Genomic DNA, 24,572 nt, shown 5'->3' with positions numbered 1-24,572 from the left:
ATTGCATCGCCTTGGGGGCGCGGGGGGCGTCGGCGGGCGGGCAAGCGATTGACCGCCCATGATTGACGCTGCGTAAGCATGAGCTTCGCCGCAAAGGAAAATATCCCGCCCCACACGTCATACGATAGCCGGGATTTGACCTTCGCGCCACGCGTGTAGGGGCAAACAGCCGATTGCCGCGCGTCCGGGTTCCGAATCATGCCGTCTTGAAAACCGCGCGGATCGGGAGAACGCTGATCCCCGGGACAGACATCCAAGGGACAGACGCCATGAAACGGATCCTCAGAACAGCCGCGGGCCTGATCATTTCCGCGACACTTGCAACGGGCGCGACCGCGCAGAGCCTGCCCTTCAGCTTCGGGGGGCCGAGCAGCCTGGCGCGGGGGCCTGACCGGGTCACGCTTGGCTTCGGGATCCCGTTTCCCGATGACAGCCGCACCGTGCAAAGCTTCGGCAACCCCGAGGATATCATCATTGGCAACGGCCTGGGGCTGCTTCTGGCGCTGACCTGGCTCAGCACCGGGGGGGGCACCTCCTCGGCCTATTCCTCGGCCCCGGTCCTGACCTATTCCTTCGGGGTCGAGCATGAGAATAACGGCGTCGAGGCGTTCCGGCAGGCCAGCGGCGCGGTGTTTCCGACCAGTGGCTCCTCGACCTTCACCGGCGTCTTCGTGGGCTTCGGCTTCGAGACCCCGATCGGCGGCGGCTATTCCAGCAGTTCCATCGCGGTGCCCACCTTCGGCGCGGCGCTGAATTTGGGCTATGGATGGGCCGATGTGGACGGGTTCGGCGGCGGTTTCCAGGCCGATGGCAGCGGGATCTATGGTCGGGCCGATGCCTATATGGCGATCCCGCTGGCAGGCGGCATGATGCTGAGCCCCGGCATTTCCTATCGTCTGTTCGATTACGGCGAGATCGAGGATGACGGGTTCCAGGCCTTCCTGCGGCTGACCATCCCGCTGTAATCACGCGCCCCTGCTACGCGCCCGCATATCCGTGGGCGTGCAATCGTAGCGGCGGCGGAAGGCGCGGTTGAAATACGAGATGTCGTTGAAGCCCGCGGCGTAGGCCAGTTGGCTGACCGGGAGGCCCGCGCGGCGCGGGTCGGTCAGGTCGGCGCGCACCGAGGCCAGCCGCGCCGCCATCACAAGATCCGACAGGCTGGCCCCGCGCGCGGCCAGCAACTTGCGGATATGCCCCGGTGAAAGCCCAAGCGCGCGCGAGACCTGCGCCATCCCGAAGCCCGGATCGCGGTGGCCGCGCGCGATGCTCGCGTCGATCGCGGCCAGATGCGCCGCGCGCGCCCCGCCCTCCTGCGCCAGCACCCAGGCATCGCGATTGGCCCCGATGGCCATGGCGGCAAGGTCCAGCAGGTGATCGCGCGCCAGCCGCCCGAGCGCCGGGTCGGCCCCGCCGGGTGCCTCGAACAGCAGCCGCGCATAGCCCACCAGCAGTTGCAGCGCCCCGCTGCCCCCCGGCAGCACGGTCATCCGCAACCGGTCCGCATCCGCGAGCTTCGCGCCAAGGACCGCCTGCGGCAGGCTCAGCGTCAGGAAATGACCGGCCTCGGACCAGGTGCAGCCGGGATCGTCCGACCGCCGCACCAGCGCATCGCCGGGGCCAAGCGTCGCCTCCTGCCCCGCCTGGTCGACCTGCAATCGCCCGGTCAGCGGCACCAGCATCAAGATGTCATCGTTGCAATCGGCGATCATCCGGCGCGAGCGTTCACAACGCACCGCCGACATGGTGCCGAGCCCTGCCGAGGCCGTGTCCAGCAACTGGAAACTGGCGTCATAGCGCAGCGGATCGTCCTGCAGCGGCGCGATGTCGAGATGCACGAACTTGCGCCCGAATTCCTCGCGCCAGATGGCCAGCCGGTCGGCCTCGGGCAGGGCCGCTGCCGAAAACCTCATGCTGGTCGGAGGCGGCACATCTTCCACGACAAACCCTCCCGCGCCGGGACAGCGCGGGAGGATTTGGCCAAATTATCGGACCATCTGTCAATTCTTCATGAAAAACACCGGCTGTATGATGTGCCGGGGCCAGCTCCGATTGCGGCCCCGCGCGCCGGATCTTGTCAGCGCCCGATGCGCCCGCAAAATGCGCTGTCGGACGCGGTTGTCTCGTAGACATCGGGCATCAGGCGGCAGGTGCCCGGCATCTCGCCCGCCGCGAAACCGTGCGGGCGATAGGTCCAGGCGACGCAATCGGTATTGGCCTGACAGGCGGCGATGCAGTCCTCGGTGGTCAGCGCATCGTCGGGCGCGGGCAGCATGACGGTGACGGCGGACATGAAACACATCTCATGGTCGTCCTGCGCCAGCGCCACGCCCGGTGCCGCGATCAGCGCGGCCAGGAGCAGGCCCCGCATCACTCCGATCCGACGGTGCCGCAATATTCGCGGTCATGGGGCTGCGCGTCCGATGCCGCGCCATAGAGCCCGCATTCGCCCGGACCTCCGGTCGGGTTGAAATTGTGGGGGATGTAATACCACGAGGAGCAGCCTTCGGTCTCGGTGCATAACGCCTCGCAGGCGGCGGGGCCGACAAGCTCATAGCTTTGCGCGATCCGGCCTTCGTTGCTCTGCCACTGGCAGTTCTCATAATCCTGCGCGGCGGCGGGCAGGGCCAGCGCCGTCAGGACGGCGGCGGCAAGGGCATGGCGGAATGTCATTTGAATAATCCTTCGGGAACAGGGGGAACATTGCCCCGAAGGCTAGGCGCGCCTGGCGCCGCTGTCTTGGACCGGGCGCGCCCGCGGCTTGTCGCAGGCGCGCATCTGCCGGATCAGTGGACGCTGACCGGCTTCATGTCGTTTTGCCGCGCGACCGTGAAGGCCAGCTTGCGGTCGCGCACCAGCGCCAGTTGCTCGCCATTCTCGTTGCCGATGGCGTAAAGCTCGGACAGGCCCGCGCCCTGCGCCTGCGCGCGAATATCCTCGGGCAGGTCATCGACCTCGACCTTGCGAATATAGACGATGGGCCGCTGGCCCGGTTTCGCGATGGGTCTAAGCTCATCCATTGGAAGGCCCTCCGCTGTTGATCTGAATGGTCTGGATCACGTTCTCGGGAACCGACCGTTTCAGGTCGATATGCAGGAGGCCATGCTCCAATGCCGCCCCGGCCACATCGACCCCTTCAGCCAGCACGAAGCTGCGCTGGAACTGCCGCGCCGCTATGCCGCGGTGCAGGAAGACCCGGTCTTCCGCGTCGTCGCGGCTGCGACCCCGGACGACCAGTTGCCGATCCTCGACCGTGATACTCAGGTCGCCTTCGGCAAAGCCTGCCACGGCCAGCGTGATCCGGTAGGTATTCTCGTCTTTTTGTTCAATATTATAAGGGGGGTAGCCATCATTGCCGGATTTGGCAGTGCGTTCTACCAGCCGCTCCAGCTGGTCAAACCCCAACAGGAAGGGGTGCGATCCCAGGGTCAGTTTCGTCATCGGGCACATCCTTTGCTAAGCGATCTGCGTGCTGCGGCCCCGTTTCGGCGGCCTCTGGGTCATGATATGGGGGCGCAAAGGGGGCGCTGCAAGGCTCCGGGCGCTTTGCCATGCAGGGCAAATCCGCTATCCTCCGGGCTCGCGACCTGCCCGACTCAACCCCCAGGGGGCCTGCCCGACAGATGACCACACCCGCCGATATGAGCCATGAGGACGTGCTGCGCGTCAAACTGCGCGTCTTGATGCGCGAACATCGCGACCTCGATGATGCCATCGCGGCGCTGGAGGACAACCGGCGGCCCGATCAGCTGACGCTGAGGCGGCTGAAAAAGCAGAAGCTGGCGCTGAAGGACCGGATCGCGCGCATCGAGGATGAACTGACCCCGGACATCATTGCGTAACCGCCTGCCATGGCTATAGTGCGCGCTTCTTTATGACGGGCCAGCAAGGGGTTGCATCGCATGGACAGGGTAGAGGTCGGCATCATCATGGGCAGCCAGTCCGACTGGGCCACCATGCGCGAGGCCGCCGATGTGCTGGCGGAACTGGACGTGGCGTTCGAGGCGCGCATCGTCTCGGCGCATCGCACGCCGGACCGGCTTTGGGACTACGGCAAGGGCGCGGTCGGGCGCGGTCTGAAGGTGATCATCGCGGGCGCGGGCGGGGCGGCGCATCTGCCTGGCATGATGGCCTCCAAGACGCGGCTGCCGGTGATCGGCGTGCCGGTGCGGACGCAGGCGCTCTCGGGTGTCGACAGCCTCTATTCCATCTTGCAGATGCCGCGCGGCTACCCGGTGGCGACCATGGCGATCGGGGCGGCGGGCGCGAAGAATGCGGGGCTGATGGCGGCGGGCATCCTGGCGCTTGGCGATCCCGCGCTGGCGCAACGGCTGGATGATTGGCGCGCCGCCCTCTCCGCCTCGATCCCCGAGGAGCCCCGCGATGACTGACCCCCTGCCCTCCGGCAAGACCGACACACCGCTTGCCTCCGGCAAGACCATCGGTATCCTCGGCGGCGGGCAGCTTGGCCGGATGCTCTCGGTCGCGGCCTCGCGGCTCGGCTACAAGACGCATATCTATGAACCCGGGGCCGCACCCGCGGCCGATGTCGCGGCTGAGGTCACGCAAGCGGGATACGACGATCTCGACGCGCTCCGCCGCTTCGCCGATGCGGTCGACCTCATCAGTTTCGAATTCGAGAACATCCCCGCCGACGCGCTGGATGTGCTCTCGGCCGCGAAACCGCTCTATCCCTCGCGCGCGGCGCTGGAGACCAGCCAGGACCGGCTGACTGAGAAGACCTTCCTGGCCGATCTGGGCCTTGCCACCGCGCCCTTCGCGCCCGTGGACAGTGCCGCGGATCTCGACGCCGCCCTCGCCCGCATCGGCACGCCCGCGATCCTGAAAACCCGCCGCTTCGGCTATGACGGCAAGGGGCAGGCCCGGATCATGACGCCCGAGGACACGGGCCGGGCGCTGGCCAGCCTCAATGGCGCGCCCGCGATCCTGGAAGGCTTTGTCGACTTCTCGATGGAGATCTCCGTGATCGCCGCGCGTGGGCGCGACGGCGCGATCGCCTGCTACGATCCCGGCCAGAACGTCCACAAGGACGGCATCCTCGCCACCACCACCGTGCCTGCCACGATCCCCGCCAGCCTGCGCACCGATGCCGTCCTGCTGGCCGCGCGGATCCTGACCGCGCTGGACTATGTCGGCGTGATGGGGGTGGAGCTCTTCGTGACGCCCTCGGGCCTCATCGTCAACGAGATCGCGCCGCGCGTGCATAATTCCGGCCACTGGACGCAGGCGGGATGCGCCGTCGATCAGTTCGAGCAGCATATCCGCGCCATCGCGGGCTGGCCCCTGGGCGACGGCACGCGGCATGCCAATGTGGTGATGGAGAACCTGATCGGCGAAGATGTCGCCCGCGCCGCACAGGCCGCCGCCACCCCGGGCACCCAGGTCCATCTCTACGGCAAATCCGAGACCCGCGCGGGCCGCAAGATGGGCCACCTGAACCGCGTCACCGGCCCCGCCACCTGACACGAACCTTCCCCATCTTCTTGGTCCAAATACTCAATTCCGCTGCCACCACCAGCGCCCACGCCCAACCCGGAAAACCGACCTCCCGCCTTTCCCATGGCAATGCGGCGCGGCGAGGGCTCCCGCCAGGGGGCCCGAGCCGCGCCGCCCGCGCCCGCCCGTCAGGGCGACAGCACCTCGATATGGTCCAGCAGGGTCGGCTCGGGGTTGAAGGCGCCCGTCTGAAGGAAGGTCAGCACCTCCAGCACCACGGTCGGGTTGTTCATCATGAAGGTATGGCTGACCGGCAGCGCCAGGAAATCCGACATCCCCGCCACCTGCGTGCTCTCGACCGAAACCTTGCCGTCATCCGCGCCCTCGATCAGGGCCGAGGTGATCGGGTTCAGCGTCACGTAGCCCGCGATCACGCCCAGTTCGAAATCGACCGGCGGCAGGCTGCTGATCAGGCTGTCGGTGCCGGTGGTCAGCTCCAGTCCGGCGGGCCCGTGGATCCACTCGAACGGCTCGAACGTGCCGAGGCGGTCGACCAGTTCCGAGCCCTGGTTGGGCGGCGCCAGCATGACGACGCGGCCCAGGTTCTCGGGCCGGTCTTGCTGCACCCAATAGCGCAGCAGGATGCCGCCCATCGAATGGGTCACGAAATGGGTCGGCTGGTCGCCGCATTCCTCCAGCGCGGGGATTATCGCCTGCGGGGCCAACTCCTCGATCGGCGCGCGGGTCGAGGGGTAGTCGCGGTTGACCACCTGGTAGCCTTCGCGCTCCAGCACCTCCTCCAGTACCCAGAGCGACATGGAACTGCGCGCCAGGCCGTGCAGCAGGATGACGCAATCGGCCCGCGCGGAGCCGGGCAGGATCACGGCCGCGATGAGGGCCAGCACGGGGGGCAGTCGGCGTGTCATGCCGTCGCATCTAGGGCTTTTGCACCCCCCCGCCAAGCCCCGGCTTGCATCCGGCGCGTGCGGGGTGCAGCATCCCGCCCATGCCCTGCCCCCGCCTTGCCGCCCGCGGCCTCCTCCTGATCGACGACTGCCTGCTTCTGGTCAATGCCTGGCCGGGGCATCGCGGCGGCCTTTGGTGTGCACCCGGCGGCGGGGTGGATCGGGGCAGGTCCCTGCCCGAGAACCTGGCGCGCGAGTTTCACGAGGAAACCGGCCTGACCGTATCGGTCGGCGACCCCTGCCTGATCAACGAGTTTCACGATCCGAAAAGCTCGTTCCACCAGGTCGATCTCTATTTCCGCTGCACATTGCTTGCGGGCCGGATCGACGACAGCTGGCGCGACCCGGAGGGCGTGGTGACGCATCGCAGGCTGTTCTCGCGGGCTGAAATGGCGGGGCTGAAAGCCAAGCCCGACAGCCTTGCCGCAGCCGCCTGGGGGCAAGGCATCCTCTACGATCCGCTGGAGCCGATCCTGCGCTGACGCGGCCAGAGGCCAAGCGCGATGCCCCCCAGAACCACCGCGCCCGCGCCGAGTGTGCGCAGGCTGGCGGGCTCGGCCAGCAGAACCGCGCCGCCCAGGACCGCGATCACCGGCACCGAGAGCTGCACCAGCCCCGCCACCGCCGCCTGCAACCGCGGCAGCACGTGATACCAGAGCGCGTAGCCAAGCCCGGATGTGACCGCGCCCGAGAGGACCGCCAGCGCAATCCCCGCGCCCGTCATCGGCACGCCGTCGATCTGCGCGGGCAGCAGCATCGGGACCACGGCACAGATGGGCACCGCCCAGAGGAAACTCGCCGCCGTCGCGCTCAGCGGGTCCGCGGACTTCCGCCCGGCCAGCGAATAAAGCCCCCATCCGACCCCCGCCAGCGCCATCGCGCCCGCGCCCACCCATGGCACCTGAAGGCTGCCCGCAGGCCAGAGCAGCCAGGCCAGACCTGCAAAGGCCACGCCCGCCCCGGTCCAGCGCAGGGGCGTTACCCGCTCTCCGCCGATCACGGCGCCCGCGAACATCGTGATCTGAACCAGGCCGAACAGGATCAACGCCCCGATCCCGGCATCGAGATGCACATAGGCGATGGAGAACCCGATCAGGTAGAGGCTCAGCGACAGCGCGCCCACACCCCGACCGCGCGCCAGCATCGGCAGGGCGCGGTGCTGCGCCACGGCCAGCAGGACCAGTATCAGCGCGCCGGACACGACCCGCACCAGCGCGAAGCCCATCGGGTCGATCAGCTCCGCCCCCACGGCCAGCCGGTTGAGGATGGAATTGGCCGCAAAGGCCAGCATGGTAAGCGCGGTCAGCAGCGCCAGGCGGGGGCCGCTCATGCCAGCACCCGGCTCAGGATCGGCCCCGCCAGATAGGTGACGGCGCCGCCCGCCATGGTCATCTGGACGCGGCTCAAACCGGGGTCCAGCACGACAAGATCGGCGCGCTTGCCGGGCGACAGCACGCCCCGGTCGGTCAGCCCCAACAGGCGCGCGGGGGTTTCGGAGACCAGCGGCCAGGCCCGTTCCAGCGGCCAGCCCTCGGCCACCAACCTGCGCGCGGCCCCCAGAGGCGCGGGGTAGTGGTAATCCGAGGCCAGCGCGGTGCAGGCCCCGGCGTCGAGCAATTCGCGCGCGGGCAGGCGTTTGTCGTGGCTGCCGCCGCGCACGACATTGGGCGCCCCCATGACGATGGGATCGCCCGCGTCCCGCGCCGCGTCGGCGGCCTCGCGCGTGGTGGGAAACTCGGCAATGCGCGCGCCAAGCCCGCGCCAGGTCTCGCGCGCCGCTGCCGTTGCATCGTCATGGCTGCCCAGGATCACGCCTTGCGATTGCATCCCGGCGCAGAGGGCGGGCAGACGGGCGCGGGCCGTGCCCATCCCGTCATGCAAAGCCTGCAACAGCGCCTGATGCGCGGCAGGCGAGCGGCCCGATTTCAGCGCCTGCCCCTCCAGGCGCGGCACGCGCTTGCCCGCGGCCAGTTGGCGATGCGGCAGGTGATCGTTGAAGACGACATGGCCGATGCGGTTGGCCGCGACGAAATCCAGCACCGCGTCGAACTCCTCATGCAGGCCGATCTCAAGCCGCAACTGCACCCGCAGGTCGGCCCGCGCGTCGTGGTCGCGCAGCGCCGCGACGAGGGCGCGCGCGAAATCGGGGCTGCGCATCCCGCCCTCCCAACTCCAGAACTGGGCCAGCATCGCGGTGGTGATGCCGTTGGCGGCCAGCTCGGCCTCGACCGCCTGCAAGCCCTGCCCCATATCGGTCGCCGCGCCGCGTCGGGGGGCCATGTGATGTTCGAACCCGTCGCCATGCGGATCGACGATGCCGGGCAGGATGAGAAAGCCCGAGAGGTCGATCTCGCGGCCCGCGCGGCCCGGAGCGGGAGCGATCTGGCCCTTGACGACGCAGAGCGGGGCCGCGCCAAGGCCATCCGGCGTCAGCACGCGGGCATTGGTGAAGGTCAGGGGCGGCAGCGTCATGGGGCAAAGCAGTGCCGAAAGCGGCGCCGAAAGGAAAGCCCCATGACGGCAGAAAATCACGCCAGACGCCCCCGCAGGTCTGTGCGGGGGCGTCGGCTCAGGGGGGGCAGGTTTGCCGGGATCACTCGGCGGCGGGCATCGCCGGTTCGCCGCCGAAATGCTGCCAGAACTCGTCGCGGGCATTGCTGCGCGGGAAATCGCCCGCAGGCGTCGCCACGCCAAGGAACCGGCAGAGCGGTTCCCAGCCATCGGCGGGCGTGAAGACCAGCAGGCGGTCGGCGGGGATGACCTCGCGCACTTTTGCATTGTTGCGCCGGTAGGCCTTGATTGAGCTTTCGCGGTCGAGCCCGCCGAACACGTCCTTGATCAAGAGCTTGTCCATGGTCTCGAAAATCGCCGCGATGGGGGGCGGCAGGGGCATGGTTTCACGCAGGGCGAAGAACTTGCCGATGGTCTTGGAGTAACTCGCCCACCACTCCTCCTCCGGGCGCTCGGTGTGGATCACCTTGGCGTCGGGGAAAGCGATGGAAAGCTGGTGCCAGACGGCGGCACCGGGGAAATCGACCTGCGAGCTGTAGCCCGCGAAGACGTCGGCCCAATCGACCTCGCGGCCCTCTGCCAGCGCATCCCAATGCGGCGGCTGGTCGGGGTTGGCCATCACTTCGGTCATGTGGTGACAGGGGCCGAAGCCCAGTTGCTCAAGCGCGATTTTCGTCGACATCGTGCCGGTGCGGCCAAAGCCGGAGCCAATAATTTGCAGTCCCATGGCATGGGTCCTTTCAGGAAGGTTTCGGAAATTGATTGTGCGGTGAGGGCAGCTTGCGCGAAGATGGGGCGGCGCTCAAACGAAAGGTTTTCAGCGGTCATGAAGGAAATTCAGCTTCACCGGATCGACTTGAATTTGCTCGTGGTTTTCGAGGCGCTGATGAGCGAGGGCAGCGTTGCCGGCGCGGCGCAGGTGCTTGGAAAGACCCCCTCGGCGGTCAGTCACGCGCTGGCGCGGCTGCGCGAGCAACTGGACGATCCCGTGTTGGTGAAGGTCGGCGGGCAGATGCTGGCCAGCCCCTTCGCCGTCGCGCTGATCGAGGATGTGCGCCCGATCCTGCGCGGTATCAGGCGTGTTCTTGCGCCGCCCGAGCCCTTTGATCCGGCGACCAGCGACCGGGTGTTCCGCATCGCCTGCCCGATCTCGGGGCGGGTGCTGTCGGAGGTCATGAACACGCTTCACGCAGCCGCACCCAAGGCCAAGCTCGAATGGCTGTTGGCCCCGCGCGCGGTCTATGCCGCCGTCGCCGAGGGGCTGGTGGACCTGGCCCACCTGGCGGGCGAGACACGGCTGCCCGATGGTCTGGAGGAGGTCGAGGTTCCAAGCTTCATCTGGACCAGCTTCGTGCGGGCGGGGCATCCGGCACTGGCCCATTGGGGGCCGGAGGCGTGGTCGACCTATCCGCATGTGCAGGTGGCGATCGCCAATGACGCGCCGAGCCCTTTCGACAAGCGCAGTGCGACGCCCGCGCCCGACCGGCGCATCGGGGCGCTGATTTCCGAGTTCTCCAGCGTCGGGCCGCTTCTGGCCAATAGTGACATGATCGGCACGTTTCCCCGCATCCAGATGGCCTGGGACATGCAGAGATATGGCCTTGTTCCGCTGGTCCCGCAGATCGACCTGCCGCCGTTCCGGACAAGGTTCTTCTGGTCCTCGCGGCTGGCCAGTGATCCGGCCTCGGTCTGGATCAGGAAGATCGTGATCGACACCTACAGTGCGCTGAACGACGAGGCCGGGCGACTGGTTGAGCCGAGGCTGGTCGCCGCGGAACGGTGAGGAAAGAAAAAAGGGGCCGCCGGTTGGCAGCCCCTTCTTCTGAATAAACTGGCGGTGTTGCTTTCATCGCTTGCCCCCCAGAGGGCAAGCGACTGCCGCAACCAGCCGGATTTCCTTGGGGAAATCCGTCTTACATCATGCCGCCCATGCCGCCCATGCCGCCCATGTCGGGCATGCCGCCGCCGCCAGCACCTTCCTTGGCGGGACGGTCAGCGACCATCGCCTCGGTGGTGATCAGGAGCGACGCAACGGATGCTGCATCTTCCAGTGCGGTGCGGACAACCTTGGCCGGGTCGATCACGCCGAACTTGAACATGTCGCCATATTCCTCGGTCTGCGCGTTGAAGCCGAACTTGAGGTCATCGCTTTCGCGGATCTTGCCCGCGACGACGGCGCCGTCGACACCGGCGTTTTCCGCGATCTGGCGCAGCGGGGCCTCCAGCGCGCGGCGCACGATGGCGATACCGGCATCCTGATCCGAGTTCGCACCCGTCAGGCCGTCAAGCGCCTTGGCGCCCTGCACGAGGGCAACGCCGCCACCGACAACGATCCCTTCCTGAACCGCCGCACGGGTGGCGTTCAGCGCATCGTCAACGCGGTCCTTGCGCTCTTTCACTTCCACTTCGGTCATGCCACCGACGCGGATCACGGCAACACCGCCGGCCAGCTTGGCCACGCGCTCTTGCAGCTTTTCCTTGTCGTAATCGCTGGTGGTTTCCTCGATCTGGGTGCGGATCTGGGCGACGCGCGCTTCGATCTCCGCCTTCTCGCCGGCCCCGTCCACGATGGTGGTCTCGTCCTTGGTGATCGAGATCTTCTTGGCCGAGCCGAGCATGTCCATGGTGACATTTTCCAGCTTCATGCCCAGGTCTTCCGAGATCACCTGGCCGCCGGTCAGGATCGCGATGTCCTGCAGCATGGCCTTGCGGCGATCGCCGAAGCCCGGTGCCTTGACGGCCGCGATCTTCAGACCGCCGCGCAGCTTGTTGACCACGAGGGTGGCCAGCGCTTCGCCTTCCACGTCCTCGGCGATGATCAGCAGCGGCTTCTGGCTCTGGATCACGGATTCGAGCAGCGGAACCATGGATTGCAGCGAGGAGAGCTTCTTCTCGTGCAGCAGGATCACGGCGTCTTCCAGGTCCACGATCATCTTGTCGGGGTTGGTGACGAAATAGGGGCTGAGGTAACCGCGGTCGAACTGCATACCTTCGACGACTTCGGTTTCGGTCTCCAGGCCCTTGTTTTCCTCGACGGTGATGACGCCGTCATTGCCGACCTTCTGCATCGCGTCGGCGATCTGGCGGCCGATCTCGGCTTCGCCATTGGCGGAAATGGTGCCGACCTGGGCCACTTCGGCGCTGTCGGACACGTCGCGGGCAGAGGATTTGATATGCGCGATGACCTTGGTCACGGCCATGTCGATGCCGCGCTTGAGGTCCATCGGGTTCAGGCCGGCGGCAACCTGCTTGAGGCCTTCCTTGACGATGGCCTGGGCCAGCACGGTGGCGGTCGTGGTGCCGTCGCCGGCTTCGTCATTGGTGCGGGAAGCGACTTCCTTCACCATCTGCGCGCCCATGTTCTCGAACTTGTCGTCCAGCTCGATTTCCTTGGCGACGGTGACGCCGTCCTTGGTGATGCGGGGCGCACCGAAGGATTTGTCGAGGATCACGTTGCGGCCCTTGGGGCCGAGGGTAACTTTGACCGCATCGGCGAGGATGTTCACGCCTTTCAGCATGCGGTTGCGGGCATCGGTGTCAAATTTGACGTCCTTGGCAGCCATGTCAGCTTGCTCCTATCTCTTGAAATTCGGGTTGGAGGTCAGCGAGCGCTCAGGAAATGATCCCGAGGATGTCGCTTTCCTTCATGATCAGCAGTTCCTTGCCGTCAAGCGTGATCTCGGTGCCGGACCACTTGCCGAACAGGACCTTGTCGCCTTCCTTGACGTCCATGGCGATGCGGTCGCCATCCTCGTCCTTGGCACCGGCGCCAACGGCAACCACTTTGCCTTCGGCGGGTTTCTCTTTCGCGCTGTCGGGGATGATCAGGCCGCCTGCGGTCTTTTCGTCGCTTTCAATGCGCTCGACCAGAACCCGGTCATGCAGAGGTGCAAATGCCATCTGTCGAACTCTCCTTCGGTTCGTGTTATACCTGTCGTTAGCACTCATCCCTGTCGAGTGATAACGGAGGGTAGATATGCGGCGGCCCCGCGCCTGTCAACAACCGCGCCGAAACAAATCGCGCGCCCACCGCCCCTTGCGCCCGCTGCAAAGCCGCCCGCGTGCAATCGCCCCATGACAAGCCCGCCCCGCGCCCCTATAAGACGCCAGATTTCGCACATGATTGACGGACCCTGACCCATGACCACACTCGTATTCGGCCACAAATCCCCCGACACCGATTCCACCGGCTCGCCCCTGATCTGGGCCTGGTATCTGAACGAGGTGATGGGCGAGACCGCCAGCGCCCGCCTGCTTGGTGAGCCCAACACCGAAGCCGCCTTCGTGCTGGAGCGCTGGAACCTCGACAAGCCCGAGATCATCTCGGAGGTGGCACCCGGCACGCCCGTGGTCATCGTGGACACCAACAACCCCGCCGAACTGCCCGAGGGGATCAACGCCACCGACATCCAGGCCATCATCGACCATCACAAGCTGGTCGGCGGTCTGGAAACGAAAGGCCCGATCGACATCACCATCCGCCCCGTCGCCTGCACCGCCACCATCATGCATGACCTGATGGGCGCGGATGCCGCCAAGATGCCCGAGGCGATCAAGGGCGCGATGCTGTCCTGCATCCTCTCGGACACGCTGGAATTCCGCTCGCCCACCACGACCCAGGCCGACCGCGATGTCGTGGCGGCGCTGGCCGGGGATCTGGGGATCGACGTGGGCGACTACGCCGCCGAGATGTTCGCCGCCAAATCCGATGTCTCGCGCTTCTCGGATGCCGAATTGCTGCGCATGGACAGCAAGGAATATGCCGTCGGCGAGACCAAGTTCCGCGTCTCGGTCCTGGAGACCACCTCGCCCGACACGGTTCTGGACCGCAAGGCCAGCCTGATGGAGAGCATGAAGGCCGTCGCGGAAGAAGATGGCGTCGATCAGGTTCTTCTCTTCGTCGTCGACATCCTGAACGAGGAAAGCACCATGCTGATCCCCAACGCGCTGACCCGGCAGGTGGCAGAGAAGAGCTTTGCCACCGTCTGCGGCGACGCCGACACCGTGGTGCTGCCGGGTGTCGTCAGCCGCAAGAAACAGATCATCCCGAACCTGGCGATGTAACCCGAAAACCCTGCGATGCGGTGATATTGCGAGGGGCGGTTCCGAACGGGCCGCCCCTTTTTTTGCGCGTTCGGCGGGCGAGGCAAGGAATCACTGACCGGTTGGTAAAAAACCGTCATGATCGGGGCATACGGATAACAAGCCGATACCGACAGGAGGGTTCCCCCATGGCATTCATCATCGACCGCCGCACGTTCCTTGCAGGCTCTGCCAGCTTCATCGCCCTGCACCCGTTTTCCGCCAATGCGCAGGCCAACCAGGCGCATCTGCGGATCATGGAGACGACCGACCTGCATGTGCATGTCTTCCCCTATGATTATTACGGCGACCGCCCCGTCGATACCGTGGGCCTCAGCCGCACCGCGGCGCTGATCCAGGCGGTGCGCGACGAAAGCACCAATTCGCTCCTGCTCGACAATGGCGATTTCCTGCAAGGCAACCCGATGGGCGATTACATCGCCTATGAGCGCGGCATGTCCGAGGGTGACATGCACCCGATCATCTCGGCGATGAACGTGCTTGGCTACCAGGGCTCGACGCTCGGCAATCACGAGTTCAATTACGGGCTGGATTTCCTGATGAACACGGTCTCGGGCGCGAATTTCCCCGTGATCTCGGCCAATGTCGTCCGCGAGATGGGGGCAGGCCCGCGCGAAGACGTGACGCTTGTGCCGCCCTACGCGATCTTCGACCACCAGATGACCGATGGCGCGGGCGAGACGCATGACATCCGGATCGGGCTCATCGGCTTCGTGCCGCCGCAGATCATGAACTGGGACCGCCAGCACCTGGAGGGCAACGTGCAGGCCCGCGACATCGTGGAAACCGCGCGCGCCTATGTTCCGCAAATGCGCGAGGAAGGCGCCGACCTGATCATCGCGCTATCGCATTCCGGCATCGGCGAGGCGGATCATGTCGATGGCCAGGAAAACGCCTCGATCCCGCTGGCCGCCGTCGAAGGCATCGACGCGATCCTGACCGGCCACCATCACCGCGTCTTCCCCGGCCCGGATTACGCAGAGGCCGCCGGGGTCGATGCCGATACCGGCACGATCATGGGCAAGCCCGCCACGATGGGCGGCTTCTGGGGCAGCCATATGGGCCTCATCGACCTGATGCTGGCGCGCGAGGGCGGCGCCTGGCGCATCGTCGCGCATGAGACCGAGGCCCGCCCCATCTCGATGCGCAACGAGGACCGCTCGATCACGGCCCTGGTCGAGAGCGTTGAGGAGGTCGAGGCCGCCGCGCAAGAGGAACATGAGGCGACGCTGGATTATGTCCGCCGCGCCGTGGGCCGGACCGAGGCGCCGCTGCACAGCTATTTCGCGCTGGTCGCCGATGACCCTTCGGTGCAGATCGTCTCGATCGCGCAGATCTGGTATATCGAGCAGATGATGGCGGGCACCGAGCATGAGGGCCTGCCGATCCTGTCGGCCGCCGCGCCCTTCAAGGCCGGGGGCCGGGGCGGGCCGCAATACTATACCGACGTGCCCGTGGGCGACGTAGCGATCCGCAACGTGGCCGACCTCTACCTCTACCCCAACACGGTGCGCGCAGTGCGCATCAATGGGGAACAATTGCAGGCCTGGCTGGAACGCTCCGCCGGTATCTTCAACCAGATCACGCCGGGCGAACAGGACCAGGTGTTGCTGAACGACGAATTCCCCTCCTACAATTTCGACGTGATCGACGGGGTGGACTACCAGATCGACCTGAGCCAGCCCTCGCGCTTCACCGCGCGCGGCGAGCCGCTCAACCCCGATGCGCAGCGGATCGTCAACTTGACCTATAACGGTGCGCCGGTGACACCGGACATGGAGTTCATCGTGGCCACCAACAACTACCGCGCGGGCGGCGGCGGCGACTTCCCCGGCGCCTCGCCGGAAACCACCGTGTTCGAGGGCCCCGACACCAACCGCGACGTGATCGTGCGCTATATCGTGGAACAGGGCACCATCAACCCGGCGGCGGATGGCAACTGGTCCTTCGCCCCGCTCGCGGACACCACGGTGCTGTTCGATACCGGCCCCGATGCGGCCCCCTATGCCGACGGCGTTCCGGGGGTCGAGATCGAACCGGCGGGCGACGGCCCCGATGGCTTCGCCCGCTTCCGCATCACGCTCTGACGCCAGGCCCCCGGACCCCTTTCATTTTGCCGGAAATACCTCGGGGGTCGTCATTGTTGCACCATTGGTCCGAGCGACAATGGCGACGGGCAGCGCCCCGAAAAAGGGGTGGGCGGGCGGGCCCGCCTACCCCTTCCAAATCCTGCACCGCGCCCCTATTCATGGGTGCGACCCGCAACCCAGGAGGCCCGCCATGACCCAGATCATCTCCGCCCTCTCCGAGGTCTCCGACCGCTATGACGTGCTCTATTGCGATCTCTGGGGCTGCCTGCATGACGGGTTGACCGCCTTTCCCGACGCGGTCGCGGCTTTGCGCGGCTTCAAGGCAGGCGGCGGCACCGTGCTGCTACTGACCAACTCGCCCCGCCCGCGCGCCAGCGTCGAGCGGCAATTGGGCAAGTTGGGCGTGCCGCGCGACTGTTGGGACATCATCGCCTCCTCGGGCGACAGCGCGCGGGCCGCGATGCTGCGCGGCATGGTGGGCCACAAGGTCTGGCATATCGGCGAGGCGCATGACGAAGGCTTCTTCGCGCCCATGGAGATCGTCGGCGACGCGGTCGAGATCGAGCGAGTCGACCTGGAACAGGCCGAGGGCATCGTCTGCACCGGCCCCTTCGACCCGAAGGCCGACCCGTCAACCTTGCGCCCGCAACTGCTCTCCGCCAAGGCGCGCGGGCTCAAGCTGCTCTGCGCCAATCCCGATATCGTGGTCGATCGCGGCGAGGCACGGGAATGGTGCGCCGGCGCGATTGCCGCGCTCTACACCGAGATGGGCGGCGAGAGCCTCTATTTCGGCAAGCCGCACGCCCCGATCTATGAACTGGCCCGGATGCGGCTGGCGCAGTTGCAGGTCGATTTTGCGCCCGAGCGCGTGCTGGCCGTGGGCGACGGCATCCGCACCGACATCCAGGGCGCGCTTGGCGAGGGGATCGACGCGCTCTTCATCACTGGCGGCCTGGCACGGGGCGAAACCGGCACATCCGGCCAGCCCGACCCGGAGAAACTGGCGGCCTATCTGGACGAGGCGCAGCTTTCGGCCCGCTGGTCGATCGGCTATCTGCGATAGGGTTCTCGTAATTTAATTTCACCAAACGGCCATTCACTTGACTTTATATTACTTCTGCATTGCAGCATTTTCGATTCTGGTCTATGATCTTGCCAAATGGCTGACAGGATCCCGGATATGCTGGACAACTTCCCCCGCGGCACGATCTGCATCGAAGATATCGAGATCGGCATGACCCGACATCTTGTAAAAGAAGTGACGGATCGGGATATCGAACTGTTCGCCGAGGTCTCCACCGATCACAACCCGGTGCATCTGGACGACGCCTATGCGCAGGACACAATCTTCGAGGGCCGCATCGCGCATGGGATGCTGACGGCGGGATTGATCTCGGCCGTGATCGGGGAACAGTTGCCGGGCCATGGCACCGTCTATCTCGGCCAGACGCTGAAATTCCTCGCGCCCGTGCGCCCCGGCGACATCGTGCGCGCCGAGGTCCGCGTGACCGACATGGATATCGCCAAGCGCAAGGTTGTGATGGTGACCGAATGCAGCATCGACGGCAAACCGGTGCTCAAGGGTGAGGCCGTGGTGCTGGCCCCGTCGCGGAAATTCGACTGAGGCGATGTTCACCTGCGGGTTGCGACGCCTTCGACGTCGTTTCGGGCGGTGATGGAAGATCTGAGCCCGATTGCCGTCATCTTCTTCGTCCAAATACCTGAGCCCTGACGCATGGGCTTGCGACCCGGCCTCTTCGCGAAGACCGCCCCCCGCGCACCCATCCATGGCAATCCGGTTCAAGGAGGGCTCCCGCGAGGGGGCCTGACGCGGACCGGTCAGCGGCCCCGGACCCAGTCCTTGAGCTTGGCCCAGCGCACCAACACGCCATCGACAATCGGCACGACAACCCGCTCCTCGAACCGCTCCCAAAGCCGCCAGAGCGCGAAACCCGCCAGCACCAGCAGCGCCAGGACGATGATGTTGGACCAGGGGAAGGGCTTGTCATCCGGGCCGTCCACGGGCCGGATCGAGATCGCGTTGGGATAGATCGAGAGCGGGTTCGACCGCCAGCCGTAATGCGTCACCAGCACCCAGTCGGGGCTGTCCGCATCCGAAACCAGCGCCCCCGCCTCGGTCTGCAGATCCTCGCTGTCGGTCTTGAAATAGGGCGGCCAGCCGAACCAGCCGGTATCCTCGTTGCGATAGACCGACGGGCGGCCATCGGGGCGGATGGTGCGGATGAAGCGGATGTCGCGCTGGTCCAGGTTGGTGCCGCCGCCCGAGTCGCCCGAGGTATAGAAGGGCCGGTTCCAGGCCGAGAAGTCGATCCGGATCTCGGTCGTCTCCACCACCCGCACCACGTCGCGCTGCGGCAGGTTGTAATGCAGCACGGCCCCGATCGCGGCCGCGATCAGCAGCAGAATTATCCAGCGGGCCCATCTCATCGCGGCATCACCCCATATCCGAACTCGTCCAAGGTCTTAGCGCGTTCGCGCGCCCGCTCCAACCCAAATGCGGGGGCTTGCGGGCCGGTCACGCGGCGCGCAGAGTATGGGGCATGACCAACCCGACCCCCACCCGCCTCTTCGCCGAGATCGCCGCCCGCGAGGCCGATCTGATCGCCCTCACCCAGGATCTCGTGCGCATCGCCACGCTGAACCCGCCGGGGCGGCATTACCACCAGATCTGCGATTTCCTGAGCGACCGGCTGGCGCGCAAGGGCTTCCATGTCGACATGATCCGCGCCAAGGGGGCGCCCGCCGACAGCGAGAAATACCAGCGCTGGAACATGGTCGCGCGCCATCACGGATCGGGCGGCCCCGGTGAGTGCGTGCATTTCAACAGCCATCACGACGTGGTCGAGGTCGGCCATGGCTGGAGTTTCGATCCCTTCGGGGCCGAGTTGAAGGACGGGCGCATCTACGGGCGCGGCACCTGCGACATGAAGGGTGGGCTCGCCACCTCGGTCATCGCCGCCGAGGCGTTTATCGCCTGTTTCCCCGATTATTCCGGCGCCATCGAGATCAGCGCCACGGCGGATGAGGAATCGGGGGGCTATGGCGGGGTGGCCTACCTGGCCGAACATGGCTGGTTCAGTCCCGAAAGGGTCCAGCACGTCATCATCCCCGAGCCGCTCAACAAGGATCGCATCTGCCTGGGCCATCGCGGCGTCTGGTGGGCCGAGGTCGAGACCCATGGCCGCATCGCGCATGGCTCGATGCCGTTCCTGGGCGACAGCGCCATCCGCCACATGGGCGCGGTGCTGGAGGAGATGGAGGCGAGCCTCTACCCCCTCCTGGCCTCCAAGCGCACCGCCATGCCGGTGGTGCCCGAAGGCGCGAAGCAATCGACGCTGAACATCAACTCGATCCATGGCGGTGAGCCGGAACAGGAGATCGACTATACCGGCCTGCCCTCGCCTTGCGTCGCCGACCGCTGCCGTATCGTGCTGGACCGCCGTTTCCTGATGGAGGAGGAGATTGCGGAGGTGAAGGCCGAGATGCGGAAGATGCTGGAGGGGATCAAGGCGAGCCGACCGAATTTCCACTACGAGATCCGCGACCTGTTCGAGGTGCAGCCGAGCATGACCGAGGAGGATGCGCCGGTCGTGCGCACCGTGCAGGGCGCGATTGCGAAAGTGCTGGAGAAGGAGGCCGAATTCGTCGTCTCGCCCGGCACCTATGACCAGAAGCATATCGACCGGATCGGCAAGCTGAAGAACTGCATCGCCTATGGGCCGGGCATATTGGACCTCGCGCATCAGCCCGATGAATGGATCGGCGTGCGGGACATGCTGGACAGCGCCAAGGTGATGGCGCTGACGCTGGAAGAATTGCTGGTCTGAGGATCACGCGGGCCAAATCTCTGACCGCAAACCGTTTCCGCCGGAGGCGAGCCTTGCGCCTGGCGCAATCCGGCAATGCCGAATGATCTGTGGCGAAGGGTGGGCGGCACGCCCTATATCCCGCTCGACCGGCCCCGACGGGGCATCGACATCAAGAAACGGAGACGCCAGATGGCCCTCGCATTGCACACCTCCCCCTATGCCCTGCTTCTGTCCGGGCTGCGCCTGCGCCCCGCGGCAGATAGCGACGCTGCGCCCAAGCCCGCCGCGCCCAGGACGATCCCGCACTGGACCGAATATCTGAGCCGCCGCGACGAGGCCTGATCCAGGCCGCCGCGTCACCTGACGCGCAGCAGGAAACAGAAGAGCCCGGCAGAGCATCCATCGCGGATCCTCTGCCGGGCTTTTGGCATTCAAAGGGGACGCTTCCGTTTCCAGCCGAGGCGTCCGGGTCGCTCAGACCAGGGCCGAAACTGCCGTCGTCCTTGACCTGTCATCCGGATGGGGCCCCTGGCGAATCTGGCCACCCTCACCTTCCCATCGCAACAGGCAGGCGGGTGAGGGCTTGTCGCTCTTGCCGTCTCTTGCCGCCTCGGGGCCGAACAGATCGGGGAACAGCTCTTCGAAATCGGCTGCGCTGATCATTGTCTCACTCCTCTCACATGGAAATCTTCAAGATGCGGCGCGCGCCCCGAGTTGGGGGATTGGGCGCGCGCCGCTGACGACCGGGGGCTTACGCCGCGCGATTGAGGGGCAGCGCGGCGCCGCGCACCCGGTCGATGCCGGAAACGGCACGCTTCTCGACGGGTCGCATCCGCAATTCGCGGTCATTGAGGCCGTCGACCACGTCGGAAATCCGGCTGCGCTCGATGCCGATATCGTGCAACAGCCGGTCATCCATCGCATGCAGCGCAGAGATCATCTTGCGCCTCTGCCAGGCCCGGATCCGGGCGCGCAACCAGCGGCGCAAAATCCCCTCGCGGGGGGCGGTGTTGCGATTGGCGGCGTGGTTGCGGTAGGTCATGAAGTCTCGGTGCAGGTAAACAGGGTGCATATCATTCTCCTGATAAGTCGAATTGTGGCATTGACGCAGAGGCCATGCGCAAAGTCCGGCCCAGGCCGGAGGGCACTGGCCCGCATGCGCACGGGGTCTTGCATCATTTCAGGGTGATCTTAGGAAAGATCGGACAATCCCCGAGGCAGGCGATCGGCAATAGCGATCAAGCCCGCCCGGGGTTACCGGCGGTTCAGCAGACCCCCCGCGAAAAGCGGGGGCCTCATATTCAAGCGGAGCATCGTCATGCCTTTGATATGGGCCGCGCGCCCCTTTTTTACAAGGCGATGAAGCCGCCATCGGCATGAAAGCGCCGACCCGATGGCAGGTGACCATCCGCGGTGCGGCGGGCCCGGTATTTTGCCGCTTTTTTCACCACGATACTTGATCTGGCGGCGCTGCCCGCGTTTGATGTGCCCCGGGCCCGCGACATCCTCGGGCAAGACAGGGAGATGGGACATGAAACTTCTGCACAGCACCGCGCTGGCGCTTTTGCTCGGCGCGGGTGCCGCCTTTGCCACCACCACCGATATCACCGTCGGCATGGTGCTTGAACCGCCAAACCTCGACCCGACCGGCGGGGCCGCCGCCGCCATCGACGAAGTGGTCTATGCCAATGTCTTCGAAGGGCTGACCCGCTTCGCCTCGGATGGCGCCGTGGTGCCGGGGCTGGCTGAATCCTGGGATATCTCCGAGGACGGGCTGACCTACACCTTCCACCTGCGCGAGGGTGTGACCTTCCATGACGGCAGTGATTTCACGGCGGAAGATGCCGTCTTCAGCCTCGACCGCGCCCGCGCGGAAGGCTCCACCAATGCGCAGCCCGCGCTTTTCGCGGGGATCGAAAGCGTCGAAGCCGCGGATGACACCACGCTGGTGGTGACGCTCTCCGATCCGAACGGCTCCTTCCTGTTCAACATGGCCTGGGGCGATGCCGTGATGGTCGCGCCGGAAAGCGCCGACAGCCTTGAGACCAACCCCATCGGCACCGGTCCCTTCGCCTTCTCGGAATGGGTGCAGGGCGACCGGGTGGAACTGACCCGCTACGCCGATTACTGGGGCGAGGCCCCGGCGCTGGAGGCGGCCACCTTCCGCTTCATCTCGGACCCCAACGCGGCCTTTGCCGCGATGATGGCGGGCGATGTCGATGCCTTCCCCAACTTCCCCGCGCCCGAGACCCTGGGCCAGTTCGAGGCCGACCCCCGCTTCAACGTCATCGTCGGCTCTACGGAAGGGGAAACCATCCTCTCGACCAACAACCAGGCCGAGTATCTCAGCGACATCCGCGTGCGCCAGGCCATTGCCCATGCGATCAACCGGCAGGACATCATCGACGGGGCGATGTTCGGCTATGGCACCCCCATCGGCAGCCATTTCGCGCCGCACCACCCCGATTATGTCGACCTCACCGGCAACTCTCCATATGATCCCGACGCCGCCCGCGCCCTGCTGGCCGAGGCAGGGGCCGAGGGCATCACCCTGCGCCTGATGCTGCCGCCGCCCTCCTATGCGCGGCAGGGCGGCCAGATCGTGGCAGCGCAACTGCGTGACGTGGGGCTCGATATCGAGATCACCAACCTGGAATGGGCGCAATGGCTGGAACAGGTGTTCCGGGGCCATGACTATGACCTGACCATCGTCAGCCATACCGAACCCATGGATATCGGCATCTACGCGCGGGAGGATTACTATTTCCAGTATGACAACCCCGAGTTCAATGCGCTGATGGACACGCTGACCCTGACCACCGATCCCGAGGAGCGCTCGGCCCTCCTGCAACAGGCGCAGGAGATGATCGCCGCCGATTACGTCAACGGGTTCCTGTTCCAGCTGGCCAAGATCGGCGTCGCGAATGCCGATATCGAAGGTCTGTGGGAAAACTCTCCGACCCAGGCCAATGACCTGACGGATGTGCGCTGGACCGACTGACACGGCCTTTGGGGCCCCCGCCCGAACGCGGGGGCCTCCTCGCCCCCGGTGCCGGGCGCTCCTCGGCTGATTCTGCTTTCATTTTGCCGATAAATACCTCCGCCCAGTGCCCGATAGGCGGCATATGCCGCTGAAAGGGAAGGCTCCGCCCCCTGACCCGCGCTGGAACGGTCCCAACCCGAATACCGTCCCCTGCCCCACGCGCATGGCAATGCGGCCCAAGGAGGGCTCCCGAAGGGGGCCTGACGCGGGCCGCCCGCCGGTCGGCGCGCAAGCGCCGAGACACCACATGGGCGCCGCCCGACAAGACGGCGCCCAAGCCACGCCCTGCGATCCCCGGTATGCACGGGGGGTGTATCGGGGGGTGTACGCAGGGTGCACGGCCGTTTTGGCCTATCCGACGACGTTGAACTCCGGCCCGTAGGGGTAGCCCGTGACGTTCTCGTTGCCACCTTCCGTGATGAACAGGATGTCATGCTCGCGGTAGCCACCCGCCCCCGGCTGGCCCTCGGGAATCGTCAGCATCGGCTCCATCGAGATCACCATGCCGGGTTCCAGCACCGTGTCGATATCCTCGCGCAGTTCCAGTCCGGCCTCGCGCCCGTAGTAATGCGACAGCACCCCGAAGGAATGGCCATAGCCGAAGGTGCGGTATTGCAGCAGGTCGCGCTCGGCGAAGAAATCGTTGATCTTCAGCGTCACCTCGGCACAGCTGGCACCCGGTTTCAGCAGGCTCATGCCATATTCATGCGCGGCCACATTCGCCTCCCAGATCTTGAGCGACGCCGCGTCGGCCTCGCCCGCGAACATGGTGCGCTCCAGCGCCGTGTAATAGCCTGAAATCATGGGAAATGTATTGAGGCTCAGGATATCGCCCCGTTCCAGCTTGCGCGCCGTCACCGGGTTATGCGCGCCGTCGGTGTTCAGGCCCGACTGGAACCAGACCCAGGTGTCGCGATATTCGGCATCGGGGAAGCGCCTGGCGATCTCCAGTTCCATCGCATCGCGGCCCGCCATGGCAATGTCGATCTCGCGCGCGCCGATTTTCACCGCATCGCGGATCGCGTAGCCGCCGACATCGGCCGTGTTTGCGCCCGCCCGGATGATCTCCAGCTCGGCGGGCGATTTGCGCATCCGCTGCTGCATCGTCATCGGCGCGATGTCGGTGACCGAGGACGGCTGCATGAAGGCGCGCATCTTCTCGCTCTGCGCCAGGGTCAGGTGATCGCCCTCGATCCCCACGGATTTGCCCTTGCCCGCGACATGGACAATCGCGCGCCAGTAATTGTCCCGCTGCCAGTCGGTATAGGTGATGTTGTCGGTCGCCCCCCGCCGCCAGGGCTGGCCCGCGTCGATGCCCGCCGAGATCGTCACCGCCTCGCGCGCCGTCACGACCAGCGCGTAAGCGCGCCCGAAGGCGCAATAGAGGAAGCCCGAGTAATAGGCGATGTTGTGCATGGAGCTGAGCACGACCGCATCGACGCCGTTTGCGTCCATGATCGCGCGCAGCCCCATCAGGCGGGCGTCATATTCGGTCTGCGCGAATTGCAGTGCGGGCTTGTCGCCATTGTGAAAACGATAGAATTCCGGGCGCGTGTTGGACATCGCGGACCCT

28 protein-coding genes are annotated in these 24,572 nt (G+C 66.0%); 13 read left to right on the top strand and 15 right to left on the bottom strand.

The genetic code is table 11. The features are described 5' to 3' along the window. The first annotated feature begins 269 nt into the window (after window positions 1-269). On the top strand, window positions 270-965 hold the full coding sequence (locus tag HNS34_RS09355) for a hypothetical protein (RefSeq protein WP_172319786.1): 696 nt from the start codon (window positions 270-272) through the stop codon (window positions 963-965). Here the strand turns inward: HNS34_RS09355 and HNS34_RS09350 are convergent, their stop codons facing one another. The 5 genes from HNS34_RS09350 to HNS34_RS09330 form a co-directional block, all read right to left on the bottom strand. Continuing rightward, on the bottom strand, window positions 966-1,913 hold the full coding sequence (locus HNS34_RS09350; protein WP_172319785.1) for an AraC family transcriptional regulator: 948 nt from the start codon (window positions 1,911-1,913) through the stop codon (window positions 966-968). It abuts the gene before it with no gap. A gap of 164 nt (window positions 1,914-2,077) precedes the next feature. Continuing rightward, the gene (locus HNS34_RS09345) at window positions 2,078-2,371 is read right to left on the bottom strand and encodes a PAN domain-containing protein (RefSeq protein ID WP_172319784.1); all 294 of its coding nucleotides are present in this window, start codon (window positions 2,369-2,371) and stop codon (window positions 2,078-2,080) included. Then, the gene (locus HNS34_RS09340; RefSeq protein WP_172319783.1) at window positions 2,371-2,673 is read right to left on the bottom strand and encodes a hypothetical protein; all 303 of its coding nucleotides are present in this window, start codon (window positions 2,671-2,673) and stop codon (window positions 2,371-2,373) included. The genes HNS34_RS09345 and HNS34_RS09340 overlap by 1 nt, the downstream gene beginning before the upstream one ends. Before the next feature lie 113 nt (window positions 2,674-2,786). Next, window positions 2,787-3,020: a DUF1150 family protein gene (locus HNS34_RS09335; protein WP_172319782.1), complete on the bottom strand. Its 234-nt coding sequence runs from the start codon at window positions 3,018-3,020 to the stop codon at window positions 2,787-2,789. Continuing rightward, window positions 3,013-3,441, bottom strand: a complete 429-nt coding sequence (locus HNS34_RS09330; RefSeq protein WP_172319781.1) for an Hsp20 family protein — start codon at window positions 3,439-3,441, stop codon at window positions 3,013-3,015. Before HNS34_RS09330 ends, HNS34_RS09335 begins: the two co-directional genes overlap by 8 nt. A 182-nt stretch (window positions 3,442-3,623) precedes the next feature. On the opposite strand from HNS34_RS09330, the gene HNS34_RS09325 reads away from it, so the two are divergent. From HNS34_RS09325 to HNS34_RS09315, 3 genes are read left to right on the top strand one after another with little or no spacing between them, the layout of a single operon-like run. Continuing rightward, window positions 3,624-3,842, top strand: a complete 219-nt coding sequence (locus tag HNS34_RS09325) for a YdcH family protein (RefSeq protein WP_172319780.1) — start codon at window positions 3,624-3,626, stop codon at window positions 3,840-3,842. Window positions 3,843-3,902: 60 nt separating this feature from the next. Next, window positions 3,903-4,391: a 5-(carboxyamino)imidazole ribonucleotide mutase gene (gene purE, locus HNS34_RS09320; protein WP_172319779.1), complete on the top strand. Its 489-nt coding sequence runs from the start codon at window positions 3,903-3,905 to the stop codon at window positions 4,389-4,391. Further along, window positions 4,384-5,484 carry a 5-(carboxyamino)imidazole ribonucleotide synthase gene (locus HNS34_RS09315; RefSeq protein WP_172319778.1) on the top strand — a complete coding sequence of 367 codons (1,101 nt, stop codon included), beginning with the start codon at window positions 4,384-4,386 and terminating at the stop codon, window positions 5,482-5,484. The genes purE and HNS34_RS09315 overlap by 8 nt, the downstream gene beginning before the upstream one ends. Window positions 5,485-5,645: 161 nt before the next feature. On the opposite strand, the gene HNS34_RS09310 is transcribed toward HNS34_RS09315, so the two are convergent. Continuing rightward, the gene (locus HNS34_RS09310; RefSeq protein WP_172319777.1) at window positions 5,646-6,383 is read right to left on the bottom strand and encodes an esterase/lipase family protein; all 738 of its coding nucleotides are present in this window, start codon (window positions 6,381-6,383) and stop codon (window positions 5,646-5,648) included. 80 nt (window positions 6,384-6,463) lie between these two features. Here HNS34_RS09310 and HNS34_RS09305 point away from each other — a divergent pair, with 80 nt between their 5' ends. Then, window positions 6,464-6,904 (top strand): NUDIX domain-containing protein, encoded by a 441-nt coding sequence (locus HNS34_RS09305; protein WP_172319776.1) that lies wholly within the window; start codon window positions 6,464-6,466, stop codon window positions 6,902-6,904. On the opposite strand, the gene HNS34_RS09300 is transcribed toward HNS34_RS09305, so the two are convergent. The 3 genes from HNS34_RS09300 to HNS34_RS09290 form a co-directional block, all read right to left on the bottom strand. After that, window positions 6,874-7,752, bottom strand: a complete 879-nt coding sequence (locus HNS34_RS09300; RefSeq protein WP_172319775.1) for a DMT family transporter — start codon at window positions 7,750-7,752, stop codon at window positions 6,874-6,876. The two genes, HNS34_RS09305 and HNS34_RS09300, sit on opposite strands and share 31 nt — an antisense overlap. Beyond that, window positions 7,749-8,894: an alpha-D-ribose 1-methylphosphonate 5-triphosphate diphosphatase gene (locus HNS34_RS09295; protein WP_172319774.1), complete on the bottom strand. Its 1,146-nt coding sequence runs from the start codon at window positions 8,892-8,894 to the stop codon at window positions 7,749-7,751. The genes HNS34_RS09300 and HNS34_RS09295 overlap by 4 nt, the downstream gene beginning before the upstream one ends. A 121-nt stretch (window positions 8,895-9,015) precedes the next feature. Next, window positions 9,016-9,660 (bottom strand): sulfotransferase family protein, encoded by a 645-nt coding sequence (locus HNS34_RS09290; protein WP_172319773.1) that lies wholly within the window; start codon window positions 9,658-9,660, stop codon window positions 9,016-9,018. A 99-nt stretch (window positions 9,661-9,759) separates the two neighbouring features. On the opposite strand from HNS34_RS09290, the gene HNS34_RS09285 reads away from it, so the two are divergent. Beyond that, a complete protein-coding gene (locus HNS34_RS09285; protein WP_172319772.1) occupies window positions 9,760-10,716 on the top strand; it encodes a LysR family transcriptional regulator in 957 nt (318 codons plus the stop codon). 130 nt (window positions 10,717-10,846) lie between these two features. Here HNS34_RS09285 and groL read toward each other — a convergent pair whose 3' ends face one another. Together groL and groES are read right to left on the bottom strand one after the other, a co-directional pair. Continuing rightward, window positions 10,847-12,496, bottom strand: coding sequence for a chaperonin GroEL (gene groL / locus HNS34_RS09280; RefSeq protein ID WP_172319771.1), 1,650 nt, complete (start codon window positions 12,494-12,496; stop codon window positions 10,847-10,849). Between the two features lie 49 nt (window positions 12,497-12,545). Then, window positions 12,546-12,833, bottom strand: coding sequence for a co-chaperone GroES (gene groES / locus HNS34_RS09275; protein ID WP_172319770.1), 288 nt, complete (start codon window positions 12,831-12,833; stop codon window positions 12,546-12,548). A 240-nt stretch (window positions 12,834-13,073) separates the two neighbouring features. Between groES and HNS34_RS09270 the strand changes: the two genes are divergently transcribed. The 4 genes from HNS34_RS09270 (at window position 13,074) to HNS34_RS09255 (ending at window position 17,750) form a co-directional block, all read left to right on the top strand. Beyond that, window positions 13,074-13,997 (top strand): manganese-dependent inorganic pyrophosphatase, encoded by a 924-nt coding sequence (locus HNS34_RS09270; protein ID WP_172319769.1) that lies wholly within the window; start codon window positions 13,074-13,076, stop codon window positions 13,995-13,997. A 167-nt stretch (window positions 13,998-14,164) separates the two neighbouring features. Next, a complete protein-coding gene (locus HNS34_RS09265) occupies window positions 14,165-16,123 on the top strand; it encodes a bifunctional 2',3'-cyclic-nucleotide 2'-phosphodiesterase/3'-nucleotidase (RefSeq protein ID WP_172319768.1) in 1,959 nt (652 codons plus the stop codon). Window positions 16,124-16,316: 193 nt separating this feature from the next. Next, a complete protein-coding gene (locus HNS34_RS09260; RefSeq protein WP_172319767.1) occupies window positions 16,317-17,189 on the top strand; it encodes a TIGR01459 family HAD-type hydrolase in 873 nt (290 codons plus the stop codon). Window positions 17,190-17,306: 117 nt separating this feature from the next. Continuing rightward, on the top strand, window positions 17,307-17,750 hold the full coding sequence (locus HNS34_RS09255; protein ID WP_172319868.1) for a MaoC family dehydratase: 444 nt from the start codon (window positions 17,307-17,309) through the stop codon (window positions 17,748-17,750). A 215-nt stretch (window positions 17,751-17,965) separates the two neighbouring features. Here HNS34_RS09255 and HNS34_RS09250 read toward each other — a convergent pair whose 3' ends face one another. Next, complete coding sequence (locus HNS34_RS09250) at window positions 17,966-18,574, bottom strand: DUF1523 family protein (RefSeq protein WP_172319766.1); 609 nt, start codon at window positions 18,572-18,574, stop codon at window positions 17,966-17,968. Window positions 18,575-18,687: 113 nt separating this feature from the next. Here HNS34_RS09250 and HNS34_RS09245 point away from each other — a divergent pair, with 113 nt between their 5' ends. Both HNS34_RS09245 and HNS34_RS09240 read left to right on the top strand, forming a co-directional pair. Then, the gene (locus HNS34_RS09245; RefSeq protein WP_172319765.1) at window positions 18,688-19,974 is read left to right on the top strand and encodes an acetylornithine deacetylase/succinyl-diaminopimelate desuccinylase family protein; all 1,287 of its coding nucleotides are present in this window, start codon (window positions 18,688-18,690) and stop codon (window positions 19,972-19,974) included. A gap of 75 nt (window positions 19,975-20,049) precedes the next feature. Continuing rightward, complete coding sequence (locus tag HNS34_RS09240) at window positions 20,050-20,298, top strand: hypothetical protein (RefSeq protein ID WP_172319764.1); 249 nt, start codon at window positions 20,050-20,052, stop codon at window positions 20,296-20,298. A gap of 132 nt (window positions 20,299-20,430) precedes the next feature. Here HNS34_RS09240 and HNS34_RS09235 read toward each other — a convergent pair whose 3' ends face one another. After that, complete coding sequence (locus HNS34_RS09235; protein WP_172319763.1) at window positions 20,431-20,619, bottom strand: hypothetical protein; 189 nt, start codon at window positions 20,617-20,619, stop codon at window positions 20,431-20,433. 88 nt (window positions 20,620-20,707) lie between these two features. Next, window positions 20,708-21,028, bottom strand: coding sequence for a DUF1127 domain-containing protein (locus tag HNS34_RS09230; RefSeq protein WP_172319762.1), 321 nt, complete (start codon window positions 21,026-21,028; stop codon window positions 20,708-20,710). Between the two features lie 459 nt (window positions 21,029-21,487). Here HNS34_RS09230 and HNS34_RS09225 point away from each other — a divergent pair, with 459 nt between their 5' ends. After that, window positions 21,488-22,957, top strand: a complete 1,470-nt coding sequence (locus HNS34_RS09225; RefSeq protein ID WP_172319761.1) for an ABC transporter substrate-binding protein — start codon at window positions 21,488-21,490, stop codon at window positions 22,955-22,957. Between the two features lie 393 nt (window positions 22,958-23,350). Here the strand turns inward: HNS34_RS09225 and HNS34_RS09220 are convergent, their stop codons facing one another. Then, entirely contained in the window at window positions 23,351-24,562 is a 1,212-nt protein-coding gene (locus HNS34_RS09220; protein ID WP_172319760.1) for an aminopeptidase P family protein, read from the bottom strand. Window positions 24,563-24,572: the final 10 nt, after the last annotated feature.

The organism is Alterinioella nitratireducens, assembly GCF_013155465.1.
Classification (GTDB): domain Bacteria; phylum Pseudomonadota; class Alphaproteobacteria; order Rhodobacterales; family Rhodobacteraceae; genus Alterinioella; species Alterinioella nitratireducens.
This window is presented reverse-complemented; position numbering and strand designations above follow the sequence as displayed.